The sequence below is a fragment of the Bradyrhizobium sp. NBAIM01 genome (genome assembly GCF_020194115.1).
Lineage (GTDB): Bacteria > Pseudomonadota > Alphaproteobacteria > Rhizobiales > Xanthobacteraceae > Bradyrhizobium > Bradyrhizobium yuanmingense.
On the sequence record NZ_JADYVU010000009.1, the window covers coordinates 160339 to 175039 of the forward strand.

Consider the following 14701-nt stretch of genomic DNA (forward strand, 5'->3'; position numbering starts at 1 on the left):
ATTCGCGCACCGACCCGGCCGGGCTGCCGGACCAGAAATCCGTCCGGGATATCCCGGGGGTCGCCTGCAGGATGCGGCTCAGGAGCCGCCAGGTGCGTCCGCCCCGCTGACCGCAGCGTCGCCGTGCTCGGCGGCAGCGGCACAATAGTCGCGCCAGAACTTTCGGTAGCCCGCCTCGAGCTCACGCGTGTAGATCTCGACATTGCCGGCGGGCGAGGCTGCGATCTGGGCCGGTAAGCCCGCGCGCAACTTTGCCAGATATTCGGGCTGCGAGGCGAACTTGCGGGCGATCTCGACATAACCGTCGTCATCCTCCGCGACCCAGTCGCCGAGGCCGACGGCCGCCACGATGGAGGCGCCAGCACGCGAGGAGGCTCCAATGCCGAGCTTGGCCACGACCGGAACGCCCTTGTAGAGGGATTCCCAGGTGCTGATGCCGCCGTTCTGCGGGAACGTGTCGAGGGAAATATCGATCTTGTCGAAGGCCATCAGATGGTCGTCACGCGAGGTGGTGCCGAGGCAAGTGATGTCCTCCTCCGCAATACCCTGTGCGATGAAGCGTGCGACCAGGCTATCGCGCAGCAGGGAATCGTCGAGCAAACCATGCTTGAGGATGATCTTCGATCCCGGCACTTCCCGCATGATGCGCGACCACACGCGGATCGCATCATCCGAGATCTTGTAGATGCGGTTGAACACACCAAAGGTGACGTAGCCGTTGCGGAGCATCGGCAGCTCGGAGGGCTTTAGATTGGTGACCGGCTCCATCGTGATCAGGCACGGCAGATCGTGGATCTTCTCGGGAAACAGATGCCGGGCCGATGGCGGAATGAAAATGGGATCGGCGAGCACGTAATCCATGGTCGGCATGCCCGTACCCGTCGCGTGTCCGAAGCCGGTGGCCTGGATCGGAGCCGGCTTCCGCGCGAAGCATTGCAGCCTGTTGCCGGTCGTGTGGCCGGAAACGTCGATCAGAATGTCGACATTGTCGGCCTGAATACGATCGGCGAGCTCGTCGTCCGACATCTGCCAAGCGTCGACCCAGACATCCGCCAGCGCCTTGAACTTGGCGGTGTACTCGTCCGCCCCCGGCCAGGCGTAATAGCAGACGATCTTGAACTTGGCGTGATCATGATGGCGCAACACGGGCAGCAAGGTGAGTCCCGCCGAGTGTTGTCGGAATTCGGCCGCGACATATCCGACCACAATCTGCTTGTCCGGATCCAGCGGCCGCTTCGGCAGGGTCCTTTGCGGAATCCTCGAGCCGATTGCATCCCACCAGGACTTTCGCACCGCCTGCTGGACCGCGAAATCCGCCTCCGCAAGGTAGTCCAGCAAGAAGATCTTGCCTCTGATCGCGTCTCCATAGTCCGGTCGCAGCGCCAGCGCGCGATCGAGATATTCAATCGCGGATTCCATGTCTCCCTGGTTCGAATAAGCGAAGCCCAGAAGCGCCAACCCCATCTCCGAGCGAGGATTTCGCTCGATCAAGGTCGTTGCGGCCGCCATCGCCTGCGCGGTCCTTCCCATGACGAGGCAGACCTGCGCCTTGCCCCGAAGGGCCAGCTCGAGCTTGGGCGAAATCGCAAGCGCCGCATCGAAATCCGCCAGCGCCTCCTGCAGGTGCTGCAGCTCGTAACTGAGCCGTCCGCGCTGGGCCAGAATTCGTGGCGCGCCTGGCTTGATTGCGAGGGCCTGAGCGAACTTGGCTGCGGCCTCCTCGTGGTGCCGCAGCTCCATGCTGACCATGCCGCTGCCGACGATGGCCTCGGCGTGACGCGGCTGAAACAGCAGGGCGCGATCGAAGCTCTCCTTGGCACGCATGATCTGCCCAAGCACGATCTCGACCATGCCGCGATTGCAGAGCGCATCGGCATAATCCGGTTTAATCTTGATGGCGCGCTCGTGCATCTCGAGCGCCTGTTCGTACAGCCCCATATGCATCAGCGTGTTGCCGAGATTGGTCAGCGCCACCGCGAAATTCGGCTTGAGCGCGATCGCCCTCTCCTGGCAGCGCCGCGCCTCCTCGTAATTGCCGAGGTCGAAATGCACGGTCGCGAGGTTGTTGTGGGCATCGTGCAGGCGCGGATCGAGCGCAATCACGCGCTCAAGCAGCTCCCTCGCCTCTTCCAGGCGCCGGCCGTCATGGGCGCACATGCCGAGCAGGTGCATGGCATCGACATGATCCGGAAGGGCTTTCAGGATCTCGCGGCATAGCGCCTCGGTCTCGGCATATCGGCCCTGGCCATAGGCGTTCGCTGCAGCGGCAATGACGGCGTCGGCCTGCTTCATCAACTTCTTCTGCAATCGCGCATTCTGGAACGCGCGCGCGCCGCCGCCGCTCTTCTGCAAGGTGTATCTCCGGAGGATGCCCTCAGCAGAGTCTAACTGATTCGCGAGCTTGGCCCGCCGGTCACCGGAGTCCTATCGCCTCCGGGATTTCCCGGGGCCCAGCGCAATCGTCCTACGCCACCTCCGAGGCGGCGGCACAATGATCGCGCCAGAACCGGCGATAGGCCGCTTCGACCTCGCGCGTGTAAAATTCGACGTCGCCGGCCGGCGAGGCTGCGATCCGAGCCGGGAGATCCGCCCGCAGCTTTGCCAGGTAGGCCGGCTGCGCCGCATAGTTGCACGCGATGGCGGCATAGCCCGCGTCATCCTCGGCGACCCAGTCCTCCAGGCCGACGGCGGCAACGATGGAGCCGCCGGCGCGCGACGAGGCGCCGCTGCCGAGCTTGGCGACCACGGGAACGCCGGCATAGAGGGACTCCCAGGTGCTGATGCCGCCGTTCTGCGGGAAGGTGTCGAGGGAAATGTCGACCATCGCGAAGGCCCGCAGATGCTCGGGACGCGAGGTCGAGCCCATGCAGATGACGTTCTCTTCGGCGATGCCCTGTGCCGCGAACCGCGCGACCAGTCGATCGCGCAGCAATGGATCGTCAAGCAGCCCGTTCTTGACGATGATCTTCGATCCCCTCTCCGCATGCATCACGTTCGACCACACCCGGATGGCCTCGTCTGAAATCTTGAAGATGCGGTTGAACACCCCGAAAGTGACGTAGCCGTTGCGGAGCATGGGTGGCTCTGAAGGCGGAATGTCCAGGATCGGATCGATTGTGATCAGGCACGGCAGGTCATGGACCTTCTCGGCCAGGAGATGACGCGCCGATTGCGGGATGAAGATCGGGTCCGCGAGCACGTAGTCCATGGTTTGAAGGCCCGTCCCCGTGGCGTGCCCGAAGCCCGTCACCTGGATCGGCGCCGGCTTGCGGGCGAAGACATGAAGCCTGCTGCCGGTCGTGTGCCCGGAGACATCGATCAGAATATCGATGCCATCGGCCTGGATGCGGTCGGCCAGCTCGTCATCGGACAATTGTGCGGCATCGACGAAGACATCCGCGAGAGGCTTGAAGCTCTCCGTCATCTCGTCCTGCACCGGCCAGCAGGAATAGCAGACGACCTTGAACTGGGCGTGATCATGATGGCGCAGCACCGGCAACAGAGAGTATGCCGCCGAGTGGTTCCTGAATTCGGATGCGACGTATCCGATCACGATCCGCCGGTCAGGATCGAGTGGCCGCGGCGCCAGCGTCCTTTGCTGCAGCTTCGCGCCGATCGCGTCCCACCAGTATTTCCGCGCGGCCTGCTGGGCGGCGAAATCGGCCTCCGGCAGGTAGTCCAGCACGAAGATCTTGTATCCGATCGCCTCCGGAAAATCCGGCGCGATCTCGAGCGCGGCGTCGAGGTGCGCGAGCGCGGTCGCGATGTCTCCCTGGTTCACATGGCACGCCGCCAAAAGCGCCAACCCCATCTCGGATTGCGGATTGACCTCGAGCAGCGTCTTGACGCCTGCCATCGCCCGCGCCGTGTTGCCCGCGAGAATGTCGATCTGCGCCCGCCAGCACAGCGCGAGCTCGAGCCGTGGCGATTGCGCCAGCGCCGCGTCGAGGTCCGCGGCCGCCTGCTCCAGCCGGGCTAAACTCAAATTGAGCCTTCCACGCTGCAACAGAATCCGCGGCGAATCCGGCTTGATCGCGAGCGCGGCGTCGAAGGCGGCACCCGCCTGCGCGAAGTGTCGGAGCTCGAGGCTGACCATCCCCCTGCCCGCGATCGCCTCGGCGTGAGATGGCTGAAATGTCAGGGCACGGTCGAAGCTCGCTTTGGCGCGCTCGAACTGGCCCGTCATCAATTCCGCCATGCCGCGGTTGCAAAACGCATCGGCATAATCCGGCTTCAGCCTGATCGCCCGCTCGTGCAGCCCGATCGCCTCGTTGCCGAGGCCGATGTGCAGCAACGTATTGCCGAGATTGGTCAGGGTGATCGGACAATTCGGCTTGAGCGCGATGGCCTTCTCCTGGCAGGCGCGGGCGCCAGCGAATTTCTCCAGCGCGAAATAGACGGCGCCGAGATTGCCGTGCGCATCGGGCGAACGCGGCTCGAGCGCAATCGCACGCTCGAGCAGGAATTCCGCCTCATCGAGCCGCCCGCCGTCGAACGCGCGCAGGCCGAGCAGATGCGTGGCATGAAAATGATCCGGCACCTCCTTCAAGATCTCGCGGCAGAGCATCTCGGCCTCATCGGGCCTGCCCTGCCCGAGTGCCTCGATCGCGAAGGCCATGACGGCGTCCGCCTGCTTCTTCAGCTTCTTTTCCAGTCGCGCATTCTGGTATGCGCGCACGCCAGCACCGCTCTGCAAGGTCTCTCTCCGGAGATGGTCCGAAAAGAGGCAAGCCGATTCGGATGGTGCCAGGCTTGCGGTCAGACCGGCGAGGCCACGGGTCGCCGGACTCAGCGCAGAATCTGGCTCAGGAACAGCTTGGTGCGGGCGTGCTGCGGGGCGGCGAAGAACTCGTTCGGAGTGTTGGCCTCGATGATCTGCCCGGCGTCCATGAACACGACGCGGTTGGCGACCTCGCGGGCAAAGCCCATCTCGTGAGTGACGACCAGCATGGTCATGCCTTCCTCGGCGAGGTCGACCATGGTGTCGAGCACCTCCTTGACCATCTCGGGGTCGAGCGCCGAGGTCGGCTCGTCGAACAGCATCACCTTCGGGTTCATGGTCAGGGCCCGGGCGATCGCGACACGCTGCTGCTGGCCGCCGGACATCTGACCCGGAAACTTGTTGGCCTGGTGCGGGATCTTGACGCGTTCGAGGAACTTCATCGCCGTCACCTCGGCGTCCTTCTTGGGGATGTTGCGGACCCAGATCGGCGCCAGCGTGCAATTGTCGAGCACGGTCAGATGCGGGAACAGGTTGAAGCTTTGAAACACCATGCCGACTTCACGGCGGACCGCGTCGACGTGCTTGAGGTTCGGCCCGAGCTCGATGCCGTCGACGACGATCTCGCCTTCCTGGAATTCCTCCAGCGCATTGATGCAGCGGATCAGCGTGGACTTGCCCGAGCCCGAGGGGCCGCAGATCACGATGCGTTCGCCCTTCTGCACCGCGAGATCGACGTCACGCAGGACGTGGAATTCGCCGTACCATTTGTTCAGGCCGGAAATCTTGACGATGGGCTCGGACATGGTGGCCTCGATCAGTTGCGGCGGTGGGCGTTGAGGCGGTGCTCGACGAACAAGGAATAGCGCGACATGCCAAAGCAGAACAGGAAGTAGATGATCCCAGCGAAGGCGAAGCCGGTGAACGCCGTCGACGGCGTCGACCATTTCGGATCCGCGAACGAGGCGCGCAGCGAGCCGAGCAGATCGAACAGCGCCACGATCGAGACCAGCGAGGTGTCCTTGAACAGCGAGATGAAGCTGTTGACGAGGTTCGGAATGACGTGCCGCAGCCCCTGCGGCAGCACGATCAGCGAGGTCGTCTTCCACCAGGACAGTCCGAGGGCGGCGGCCGCCTCGCTCTGCCCGCGCGGGATGGCCGCGAGCCCGCCGCGGACGTTCTCGGCCTGATAGGCGCCGGTGAACAGCGCGATGCCGATCAGCGCACGCACCAAGCCGTCGACGGTGAAATTGCCGGGAAGGAACAGCGGCAGCATGTAGGTTGCGAAGAACAGCACGGTGATCAGCGGCACGCCGCGCCAGAACTCGATGAAGGCGATCGAGAAGATCCGGATCAAGGGAATCGTCGAGCGGCGGCCGAGCGCGAGCGCGATGCCGATCGGCAGCGAGGTGACGATGCCGGTGACGGACACCACCAGCGTCACCAGGAGGCCACCCCACAGATTCGTCGTTACGATCGGCAATCCGCCGTGATCGAGATCCATCAGCCTGATGACGATGGCGATGCCAATGAAGGTGGCGATGCTCGACGCCAGAGCCCGCCCGCCGGTGCGAACGCCACCGCCGAGAACGAAGGCGATCAGGCAGACGATCGCGGCCGTGACGCCGAAATCCGCCCAGACGGGCTGGCCCGTGCCCTGGAGATAATCGCGCAGCCAGGTGAGCGGAAAGATCAGCCAATGGATCAGCGTACCGAGCAGCACGATGAGGCTCCCGAGCGCCCACAGCAGCGGACCGACCGCGGAGGTCCTGCTCGATGTGATCAGCGCTTGTCCGGCACCGACGATGCTCTCGTCGAACAATTGCAGCAGGCCGGCCGTCCAGCTCAGCCCGAAGCCCTTGATGCCGCCGCCGTGCAGCAGGAAGAACGCCACCACCGGAAAGGCGACGAAGAACAGGCCGGCATTCAGGCTCTTGGCCGGCAGCCGCGGAATGAGCAGCGGCAACAGCAGGACGACTGCAAGCAACAGCGTCAAGTTCACCCGCCAACGCTCGGCCTCGGGATAGAAGCCGTAGATCAGTTGCGGGAGCTTCGCCTGGATGTAGGGCCAGCAGGCGCCGACCGCAAAGCCGGCGTTCTCGGCGAGGCACGCGGTGCGGTCCTTACCGCTCCAGACCGCATCGACCAACAGGAACTTGACGGAGGGAACGATGGTGAACCAGAGCAGCAAGGCGCCGACGATCGTCAGCAGGATGTTGGTCGGCGAGTTGAACAGGCGCGTGCGCATCAGGCCGATGAAGCCCGTGGTCTTCACCGGCGCGGGACGCTCGGCGAGCAGGTCCTGGCGGACGAAGCTGGACGAGATGACATCGCTCATGCGCCGAGGCTCCGGCTGACGCGCCACCCGTAGACGCTCATGATCGCGCTGGTGAGGAGCGAGATCAGGAGATAGACGCCCATCGTCATGGCGATGATCTCGATCGCCTGCCCGGTCTGGCTCAGTGACGTGCCGGCAAACACCGACACCAGGTCAGGATAGCCGATCGCGACCGCCAGCGACGAGTTCTTGGTGAGATTGAGGTACTGGTTGGTCAGCGGCGGCACGATGACGCGCATGGCCTGCGGCACGACGATGAGGCGGAGCGTGGCGCCGCGGCTGAGGCCGAGCGAAGATCCCGCCTCCATCTGCCCCTTGTGAACGGACAGGATGCCAGCGCGCACGATCTCGGCGATGAAGGCGGCGGTATAGGTCGCCAGCGCCACCGTCAGCGCCACGAATTCCGGGATGATGCGTGAGCCGCCGGCGAAGTTGAACCCCCTCAGCTGCGGCAGCTCGAAGGTGAAAGGCAGACCGAAGACCAGCATCGTGGCCAGCGGAAGCCCGAACAGCAGGGCCAGCACGGAAGGCCAGATGCGGATCACCTGCCCGCGCTGAAACAGCGCTCGCCTTGCGTAGACGCGCAGCGCCAGTGAGGCGACGATGCCGAGCGCCAGCACCGCGAGGAACGGCGCAAGACCGCTCTGACCGATCGGGCTGGGAATGACGAGGCCTCGATTGCTGATGAAGGCAATGCCGAACAGGGAAATGCTCTGCCGCGGATTTGGCAGGGCCGCGAGCACCGCCAGGTACCAGAACAGGATCTGGAACAGCAGTGGCAGGTTGCGGATGACCTCGACATAGATCTCGCCGACCCGCGACAGCAGCCAATTGGGCGACAGCCGGCACAGCGCGACGATGAAGCCGATCACCGTGGCGAAGACAATGCCCACCACGGAGACCACGAGCGTATTCAACAGTCCGACCACGAACACGCGCAGGAACGTGTCCGAGCCGGTATAGGAGATCAGGGTCTGGTTGACGTCGAAGCCGGCATTGTTCCTGAGGAAGCCGAAGCCGGCGGCGATGTGCTGGTTCTCGAGATTGGCCCGCGCGTTGGAGACGATCTCGTAGCCGATCCAGCCCAGGATCGCCGCGAAGGCAAACTGGACGGCAACGCCGTTCCAGCCTGCCTTGCCGCCCAGAATGCGCCGGATCTTCAGCGCGATCTGGGGCGGCGGTTTTCGAGCCTCGGTGCTCATGCCGCTGCCGGCCGATCAGGGCTGATCAGCGGATCGGCGGCGCGTACTGAAGACCGCCCTTGTTCCAGAGATTGTTGACACCGCGATTGATGCCGAGCGGCGAACCGGCGCCGACGGTGCGATCGAACACCTCACCGTAATTGCCGACGGTCTTGACGATCCGCACCACCCAATCCTTGGTCAGGCCGAGCTGTTCGCCGAAATTGCCGTCGCTGCCGAGCACGCGCTTCAGCTCGGGATTTTCCAGCTTCGCCTTCTCGTCGATGTTCTTCGAGGTCACGCCGAGCTCTTCGGCGGTGAGCATCGCGAACAGCGTCCATTTCACGATGTCGAACCACTGGTCGTCGCCGTGCCGCACCATCGGACCGAGCGGCTCCTTCGAGATGATCTCGGGCAGCACCATGTGGTCGTTGGGGCTGGCGAGCTTGAGGCGGTTGGCGTACAGGCCCGACTGGTCGGTGGTGAAGACGTCGCAGCGGCCGGCCTCATAGGCCTTGACGGTCTCGTCGTTGGTGGCGAACGCGATCACCTCGTACTTCATGTTGTTGGCCTTGAAGTAGTCGGCGAGATTCTGCTCAGTGGTGGTGCCGGTCTGCACGCAGACCGATGCACTGTTGAGCTCGAGCGCCGAATTCACCTTGAGCGACTTCTTCACCATGAAGCCCTGCCCGTCGTAATAGGTCACGCCGGTGAAATTGGCGCCGAGCGAGGTGTCGCGCGAGATGGTCCAGGTGGTGTTGCGCGAGAGCACGTCGACCTCGCCGGATTGCAGCGCCGTGAAGCGGTCCTTGGCCGACAGCGGCACGAACTTGACCTTGGTCGGATCGTTGAAGATGGCGCCGGCAATGGCGCGGCAGACGTCGACGTCGATGCCGGTCCAGTTGCCCTTGTCGTCGGGCGAGGAGAAGCCCGGCAGGCCCTGGCTGACGCCGCAGGACAGCATGCCCCGATCCTTGACGGTCTTGAGCGTTTGCGCATCGGCGGCTTGGGCGGTGAGGCCGGCGGCGAGAGCAAGGGAGAGAGCCAGGGTTACGCGTTTCATGGGCTTTGGGCCTTTCAAGGTCGTCTCAAGGTCAGGAATGTTGTCTTAGGATCGTCTCTGCCAAACCAGGTCCTTCAAGAATCCGGCCTTGCAAGAGTCATGCTGGAAAACCTTGCCGAACACTCGCCGATCTCGGGAGCCCATACCTTCATCCCCGCCGCCGGCGCCCGCCATCTCTTGGCTGTGACGCGACGTCCGGTCAGGCAATGGATCGAAGGTCGCGGCAGGCCCCTCAACATGCGGCGACTGAATAGCACCTGCGCATCACAGAACGACTGGCGTTCCGGGTCAAGGGGTTGACGGGACTCTTCTGTGTTCTGTTATTAACGACCGCGGCCTTTCGGTCGGCCCAGGGGCGCGATGCGTCCGGTGGAAACGCGGTTTTGAAAGCAGGCGCATGGATTCTTCGTCCCCCCAAGAGCAGCACGCCGAGACCCGGCTGGTCACCTCCGGCCGCGACACCAAGGCGCAGAAGGGGTTCGTCAATCCGCCGGTCTTCCACGGCTCGACCGTGCTCTATCCGACCGCAGAGGACCTGCACGCCCATCGCGGCGAGTTCACCTACGGCCGTCACGGTTCCCCGACCACCAAGGCGTTCCAGGAGACGCTGATGGCGCTGGAGGGTCCGCAATGCGCCGGCGTCGGTATCGTGCCGTCGGGGCTGTCGGCGATTTCCACCACCCTGCTCTCGGTGCTCAAAGCCGGCGACCACATCCTGGTGGTCGACAACATCTATCGGCCCTCGCGCAATTTCTGCAACGGCATGCTCACGCGCTACGGCGTCGAGACCACCTATTTCGATCCGATGATCGGCGCGGGCATCGACAAGCTGTTCAAGCCCAACACCCGGGCCGTTCTGGTGGAGGCGCCGGGCTCGCAATCGTTCGAGATGCCCGACATCCGCGCCATCGCCGAAGTCGCACATGGGCGCGGCGCGCTCGTCATCGACGACAACACCTGGGCGACGCCGCTCTATCACCGCTCGCTGGACCAGGGCGTCGACATCAGCATGCAGGCCGCGACGAAATATATCGGCGGCCATTCCGACATCATGTTCGGCACCATCTCGGCCAACGCCAAGGCCTGGCCGATGATTGCCGAAGGCATCCGCTTGCTCGGCGTCTGTGCCGGCCCCGACGACGTCTTCCTGGCGCTGCGCGGCCTCCGCACGCTGTCGGTGCGGCTGGCGCAACATCATCGCTCCGGGCTCGAGATGGCGCGCTGGCTGGCGGCAAGGCCTGAGGTTGCGCGCGTGCTGCATCCCGGGCTGGAGACCGATCCCGGTCATGCGATCTGGAAGCGCGACTTCACCGGCGCCTCGGGCCTGTTCAGCATCGTGCTGAAGCCGGCGCCGCAGCAGGCGGTCGACACCATGCTTAATACGCTGAAGCTGTTCGGCATGGGCTTTTCCTGGGGCGGGTTCGAGAGCCTTGCAATTCCCTTCGATTGCGATGCCTATCGCACCGCGACCAAATGGGAGCCCGGCGGCCCGACGCTGCGTCTCCACATCGGGCTCGAGAGCACCGACGACCTCAAGGCCGATCTCGACCGCGGCTTCGCTGCCCTCAAAGCGGCCATGTGAGCATCAGGATTGGGCATCTCGCCTAGCAACGTGCCAGGCTTCAACAAGCGGAGCCGAACGCTGGATCAGCGGTCCAGCGTCTTCGAGGCGGTGCCGCGGTTCTTCCAGATCAGCATGATGTTTCTGATATAGATGATGGTCGCGAGCGACTGTCCGAGGATGATGACGGGCTCGCGCTTGACGACGCCATAGACCAGCGTCATCAGCCCGCCGCCCATCGAGCAGAACCAGAACGCCATCGGCACCACGCTGTTGCCGGCGCGCTCGCTCGCGATCCACTGCACCAGGAAGCGCGCCGTGAAGAACAGCTGCGCGACCAGGCCGAATGCCAGCCAGAAGTCGAACTTGGCGACGAAGACGTCATAGAGATAATTGCTCAGCGCCTGACCGTATTGAATGATCATGCGTCCACCTCGGTCACTTCTGGCGTCGGCTTCTTGCGGCGGATCAGCCACCAAACGCCGGCGAGATCCATGATGCCGATCCACAGCCGGTCGAAGAAACCATAGTTGGACACGCCCGAATGGCGCGGCCGGTCGATCACGTCGACATAGGCGATGTCGTAGCCTTCGCGGCGGACCAACGCGGGAAGGAAGCGATGCAGCCCGTCGAAATAAGGCAGCATCAGGAAAACGTCACGCCGGAACGCCTTCAGCCCGCAGCCGGTGTCGCGCGTGCCGTCCTTCAGGATGGCGTTGCGAATGCCGTTGGCGACGCGCGACTGGAATTTCTTGAAGCCGGTGTCCTTGCGCCCGATCCGCTGGCCGGCCGCGAGACCGACGCGCCCTGCCCCCTTCTCGACTGCAGCGATCAGGTCGGGCAGGAAGGCCGGATTGTTCTGGCCGTCGCCATCGAGTGTCGCCACGATCTCTCCGCGCGCCGCGCGCACGCCGCTGCGCACGGCCGCCGACTGGCCGCCCGATCTTGCATGGCGAAGCTGACGCAGATTGCTCTGCTGCTTCATGATGGCGCCAAGCCGCTCGCCGGTGGCGTCGGTCGAGCCGTCGTTGACGTAGATGATCTCATAGGGCCAGCGGCCATCGAGTGCCGCGCCGATCTCCGCGATCAGCGGCGCGATGTTGTCGGCTTCGTTGCGCACGGGAACAACGATGGACACCGAAGGCTGGGACGTCGACAAATCGAGGCTCGTGGTTGGAATTGACCTGCCCAAAGGACCTGCCCAAGGGAACCGGCGGTCCCGGCAGGCAGCCGCTTTTATGGGGCGGATGCCCGGTGGGCAACCCTTTTGAGGCGGTCGGAAAACGTCCCTGAAAGCGGCACGATGGTGCCGTCGGCGCGGATGGCAAATCCGAGCTTTCGGGCCGCGAACCAGTAATGAACGGCCATGGCGCCCACCGTTCCGACCAGAGCGCCGGCGACCACGTCGCTCGGATGATGCGCCAGCAACACCAGGCGCGTCAGCACGATCACGATTGCGTAAGTGAACATGAAGACGCGCAGACGCGGCCACAGTGCCGAGACGGCAAACGCCAGGGCGAATGCGGCCACGGCGTGGCCTGACGGCAGGCTGGCATAAGCCCCCGTCCCCTCGAACGGGACGAAGTTGAACGGATTGGCCTTGCCCCCGACGAACGGACGTCCGCGGCCGATGACATATTTCAGGATCTCGGCGACGAAGGCTGACACGGCAACCGACAGAAACAGGAATTGCAGCCGCGTGCCGAAGCCGAGCAGCAGCGCGCGGCGGCTCCCACGCAGCCCGGCCGCGACGAGCGCCAGCACCACCAGCGCAGCCCCCAGCACCGAGAGGATATACTCGTCCTTGCCGAAATCGGTGAGGATGCGGATCGGCCACAGGCTCGGCGTGCCGCGCGGCGGCATCAGCAGGATCTCGGTCTGATCGAACGCGACCATCAGCACGATGACGAGCGCTGCACCCGCCGCGGCAAGCCACAGCGAATGCCGCGCCAGCTTCCGGGCGGCCTCGGCGCGGCGCGAGTGCGAGGGCGACCGCACGAGCTGCGCCAGCGCGCGCCAGGACACCGTTAGCAATTGCGCGGGATAGCCGGCATGCGGCGCAATGTCGGTCGGAGCCCGCATCCTATTCGGTACCTTCGGAGCGGAAGATCGAGATCGAGATCGCGCGCCCTTGCGAGAAATTATAGCCGTCGATGCGCGCGCCGACCTTGTAGCGCAACCCGATCGCCTCGGCGCGCTGCACGAAGCTGCGCTCCGAGCGCTGCTCGATCAGCGCGAAGCGGCAGCTGCCCTGCCGCAGGAAGTCCGCCGCACCGGAGCCGTCCGTGAGCAAGGTCCGGGTGCCCGCCAGGAAGACGAGGCTCGGCTCGTGATAACCGGCCGCAGCCGCCTTCGGTCCGACGCAGGTGACGTTGCGAAGCGCGCGCGCGATCTCGATGCTGGGAAACAGCGGGGTCAGCGACGGCAGCACGATGCCGTAAATCGTCACGGCGAGCATCAGGCCTGCGACCAGGGCGTTGAGAAACGAGCGCTCGGCGCGGTTGGTATCGAACAGCCACCAGGCGAACAGACCGAAGATCAGCGCGGCCGCGATGAACGGCCAAGCCACGAAAGCGGGCTGCCGCGTCAGTATCACCGAGCCGACCACCGCGATGATGGAGGCGGCTGCGGGGATCGCGAACCACCAGGCCGAGCCGCGCATCAGCCAGGAGCGCGACAGCACGCGCCGCTCCACCGCGCCGGCGGTGAGGATCGCGATCGCGGGATACAGCGGCAGCACGTAATGCGGCAGCTTGGTCAGCACCGCCTCGAACACGATCCAGGACGGGATCAGCCAGGCCAGCAGGAACTGCGCACCGGGCTCGCGGCGGGCCCGCCACACCGCGGGCGCCGCCATCGCCGCCAGCGGCGCACCTGGCCAGAACGTGATCCAGAACAGCGCCAGGTAAAGTCCGGGCGGTGCGCCGTGGGATTCCTGGGCGCCAAGCTTGCTCAGCATGTCGCCGCCGACGGAGGTGGTGAAGAAGGTCTCGCCCGCGCGCCAGAAGATCGCGACGAACCAGGGCAGCACCAGCACCAGCATCCACATCAGGCCCCAGACAGGCCGCAGCTTCCACAGCCAGGAGGCGTCGCGGTCCTGGATCGCGAGCGCGACGATGGTCAGGCCTGCGAACATCAGGATCAGCGGCCCCTTGATCAGGATGCCCGCAGCAAGCGCGGTCCAGAAGATCGCGGGCCAGCTCCAGGGCGGATGCGTCTCGTCCTCGGCGCGCTGCCAGGACAGATAGGCCCGCGCCATCGCGCCCATCGCGGCAACCACGCAGAGCAGCAGCACGGCGTCGGTCTTGGCCAGGCGCGCCTCGACGCCGAGCAGCACCGAGGCGCACATCATCAGCGCCGCCAGCACCGCGGCACGCCGCGTGACGAAGCCGAGCGCGGCCCAATACGTCATCAGCACGGCGCCGATCGCCCCCATCAGCGACGGCAGGCGGTAGACCCAGATCCGCAATTCGGCCTTCGGCAGCTTGAGCATCGAGGCGGCCTCGACGGTCGCCGATTGCAACCAGTAGATGCCGACCGGCTTCTTGTAGCGGACGTCCTCCTGAAAGCGGATGTCGACATAGTCGCCGCTCTCGACCATCTGCTTGGTGGCCTGGGCAAACCGCGCCTCGTCGCGGTCGATCGGCGGGATGGTGAAGAAGCCCGGCAGGAACAGCAGCAGCGCACACAGCAGCAGGAAGCCGACCGCGCGCGGGTGGCTGGCCGTGACGATGTCGAGCATGCGCACGAGCCCGCTGCCCGGATTTGTGGGCGATTTCGACTCGCGGGGGGCACCAAAACGGGGGCTGGGGTAGGTGTCGGCCATTGGTTCCGCTTA

At 64.9% G+C, this 14701-nt stretch carries 11 protein-coding genes; 1 reads left to right on the forward strand and 10 read right to left on the reverse strand.

What is annotated here, in order from left to right; translation table 11 throughout:
• Positions 1 to 78 precede the first annotated feature (78 nt).
• The 6 genes from I6F31_RS26455 to I6F31_RS26480 form a co-directional block, all read right to left on the reverse strand.
• The gene (locus I6F31_RS26455; RefSeq protein ID WP_225186351.1) at positions 79 to 2352 is read right to left on the reverse strand and encodes a tetratricopeptide repeat protein; all 2274 of its coding nucleotides are present in this window, start codon (positions 2350 to 2352) and stop codon (positions 79 to 81) included.
• Positions 2353 to 2464: 112 nt separating this feature from the next.
• Positions 2465 to 4696 (reverse strand): tetratricopeptide repeat protein, encoded by a 2232-nt coding sequence (locus I6F31_RS26460; protein WP_225186352.1) that lies wholly within the window; start codon positions 4694 to 4696, stop codon positions 2465 to 2467.
• Positions 4697 to 4788: 92 nt separating this feature from the next.
• Positions 4789 to 5526: an amino acid ABC transporter ATP-binding protein gene (locus tag I6F31_RS26465; RefSeq protein WP_035999552.1), complete on the reverse strand. Its 738-nt coding sequence runs from the start codon at positions 5524 to 5526 to the stop codon at positions 4789 to 4791.
• Between the two features lie 11 nt (positions 5527 to 5537).
• The gene (locus I6F31_RS26470; protein WP_225147929.1) at positions 5538 to 7058 is read right to left on the reverse strand and encodes an amino acid ABC transporter permease; all 1521 of its coding nucleotides are present in this window, start codon (positions 7056 to 7058) and stop codon (positions 5538 to 5540) included.
• On the reverse strand, positions 7055 to 8260 hold the full coding sequence (locus I6F31_RS26475; protein WP_036027974.1) for an ABC transporter permease subunit: 1206 nt from the start codon (positions 8258 to 8260) through the stop codon (positions 7055 to 7057). Before I6F31_RS26475 ends, I6F31_RS26470 begins: the two co-directional genes overlap by 4 nt.
• Positions 8261 to 8285: 25 nt before the next feature.
• Positions 8286 to 9302, reverse strand: coding sequence for an amino acid ABC transporter substrate-binding protein (locus I6F31_RS26480; protein WP_035999559.1), 1017 nt, complete (start codon positions 9300 to 9302; stop codon positions 8286 to 8288).
• Positions 9303 to 9699: 397 nt separating this feature from the next.
• Between I6F31_RS26480 and metC the strand changes: the two genes are divergently transcribed.
• Positions 9700 to 10884, forward strand: a complete 1185-nt coding sequence (metC, locus tag I6F31_RS26485; protein WP_036039383.1) for a cystathionine beta-lyase — start codon at positions 9700 to 9702, stop codon at positions 10882 to 10884.
• 65 nt (positions 10885 to 10949) lie between these two features.
• Here metC and I6F31_RS26490 read toward each other — a convergent pair whose 3' ends face one another.
• The 4 genes from I6F31_RS26490 to I6F31_RS26505 all read right to left on the reverse strand — a co-directional run bounded on the left by I6F31_RS26490 (position 10950) and on the right by I6F31_RS26505 (position 14689).
• The gene (locus I6F31_RS26490) at positions 10950 to 11288 is read right to left on the reverse strand and encodes a lipid-A-disaccharide synthase N-terminal domain-containing protein (protein WP_025036223.1); all 339 of its coding nucleotides are present in this window, start codon (positions 11286 to 11288) and stop codon (positions 10950 to 10952) included.
• Positions 11285 to 12022: a glycosyltransferase family 2 protein gene (locus tag I6F31_RS26495; protein WP_036027971.1), complete on the reverse strand. Its 738-nt coding sequence runs from the start codon at positions 12020 to 12022 to the stop codon at positions 11285 to 11287. The genes I6F31_RS26490 and I6F31_RS26495 overlap by 4 nt, the downstream gene beginning before the upstream one ends.
• 77 nt (positions 12023 to 12099) lie before the next feature.
• Positions 12100 to 12945 carry a phosphatase PAP2 family protein gene (locus tag I6F31_RS26500; RefSeq protein ID WP_035999564.1) on the reverse strand — a complete coding sequence of 282 codons (846 nt, stop codon included), beginning with the start codon at positions 12943 to 12945 and terminating at the stop codon, positions 12100 to 12102.
• A 1-nt stretch (position 12946) separates the two neighbouring features.
• Positions 12947 to 14689, reverse strand: coding sequence for a glycosyltransferase family 39 protein (locus I6F31_RS26505; protein WP_225112824.1), 1743 nt, complete (start codon positions 14687 to 14689; stop codon positions 12947 to 12949).
• Positions 14690 to 14701: the final 12 nt, after the last annotated feature.

What these genes read in the sequence shown, in the direction of transcription:
- I6F31_RS26470 (WP_225147929.1), bottom strand. Translation starts at nt 7,058, where the DNA reads ATGAGCGATGTCATCTCGTCCAGCTTCGTCCGCCAGGACCTGCTCGCC.
- I6F31_RS26465 (WP_035999552.1), bottom strand. Translation starts at nt 5,526, where the DNA reads ATGTCCGAGCCCATCGTCAAGATTTCCGGCCTGAACAAATGGTACGGC.
- I6F31_RS26475 (WP_036027974.1), bottom strand. Translation starts at nt 8,260, where the DNA reads ATGAGCACCGAGGCTCGAAAACCGCCGCCCCAGATCGCGCTGAAGATC.
- I6F31_RS26480 (WP_035999559.1), bottom strand. Translation starts at nt 9,302, where the DNA reads ATGAAACGCGTAACCCTGGCTCTCTCCCTTGCTCTCGCCGCCGGCCTC.
- I6F31_RS26505 (WP_225112824.1), bottom strand. Translation starts at nt 14,689, where the DNA reads ATGGCCGACACCTACCCCAGCCCCCGTTTTGGTGCCCCCCGCGAGTCG.
- I6F31_RS26500 (WP_035999564.1), bottom strand. Translation starts at nt 12,945, where the DNA reads ATGCGGGCTCCGACCGACATTGCGCCGCATGCCGGCTATCCCGCGCAA.
- metC (WP_036039383.1), top strand. Translation starts at nt 9,700, where the DNA reads ATGGATTCTTCGTCCCCCCAAGAGCAGCACGCCGAGACCCGGCTGGTC.
- I6F31_RS26490 (WP_025036223.1), bottom strand. Translation starts at nt 11,288, where the DNA reads ATGATCATTCAATACGGTCAGGCGCTGAGCAATTATCTCTATGACGTC.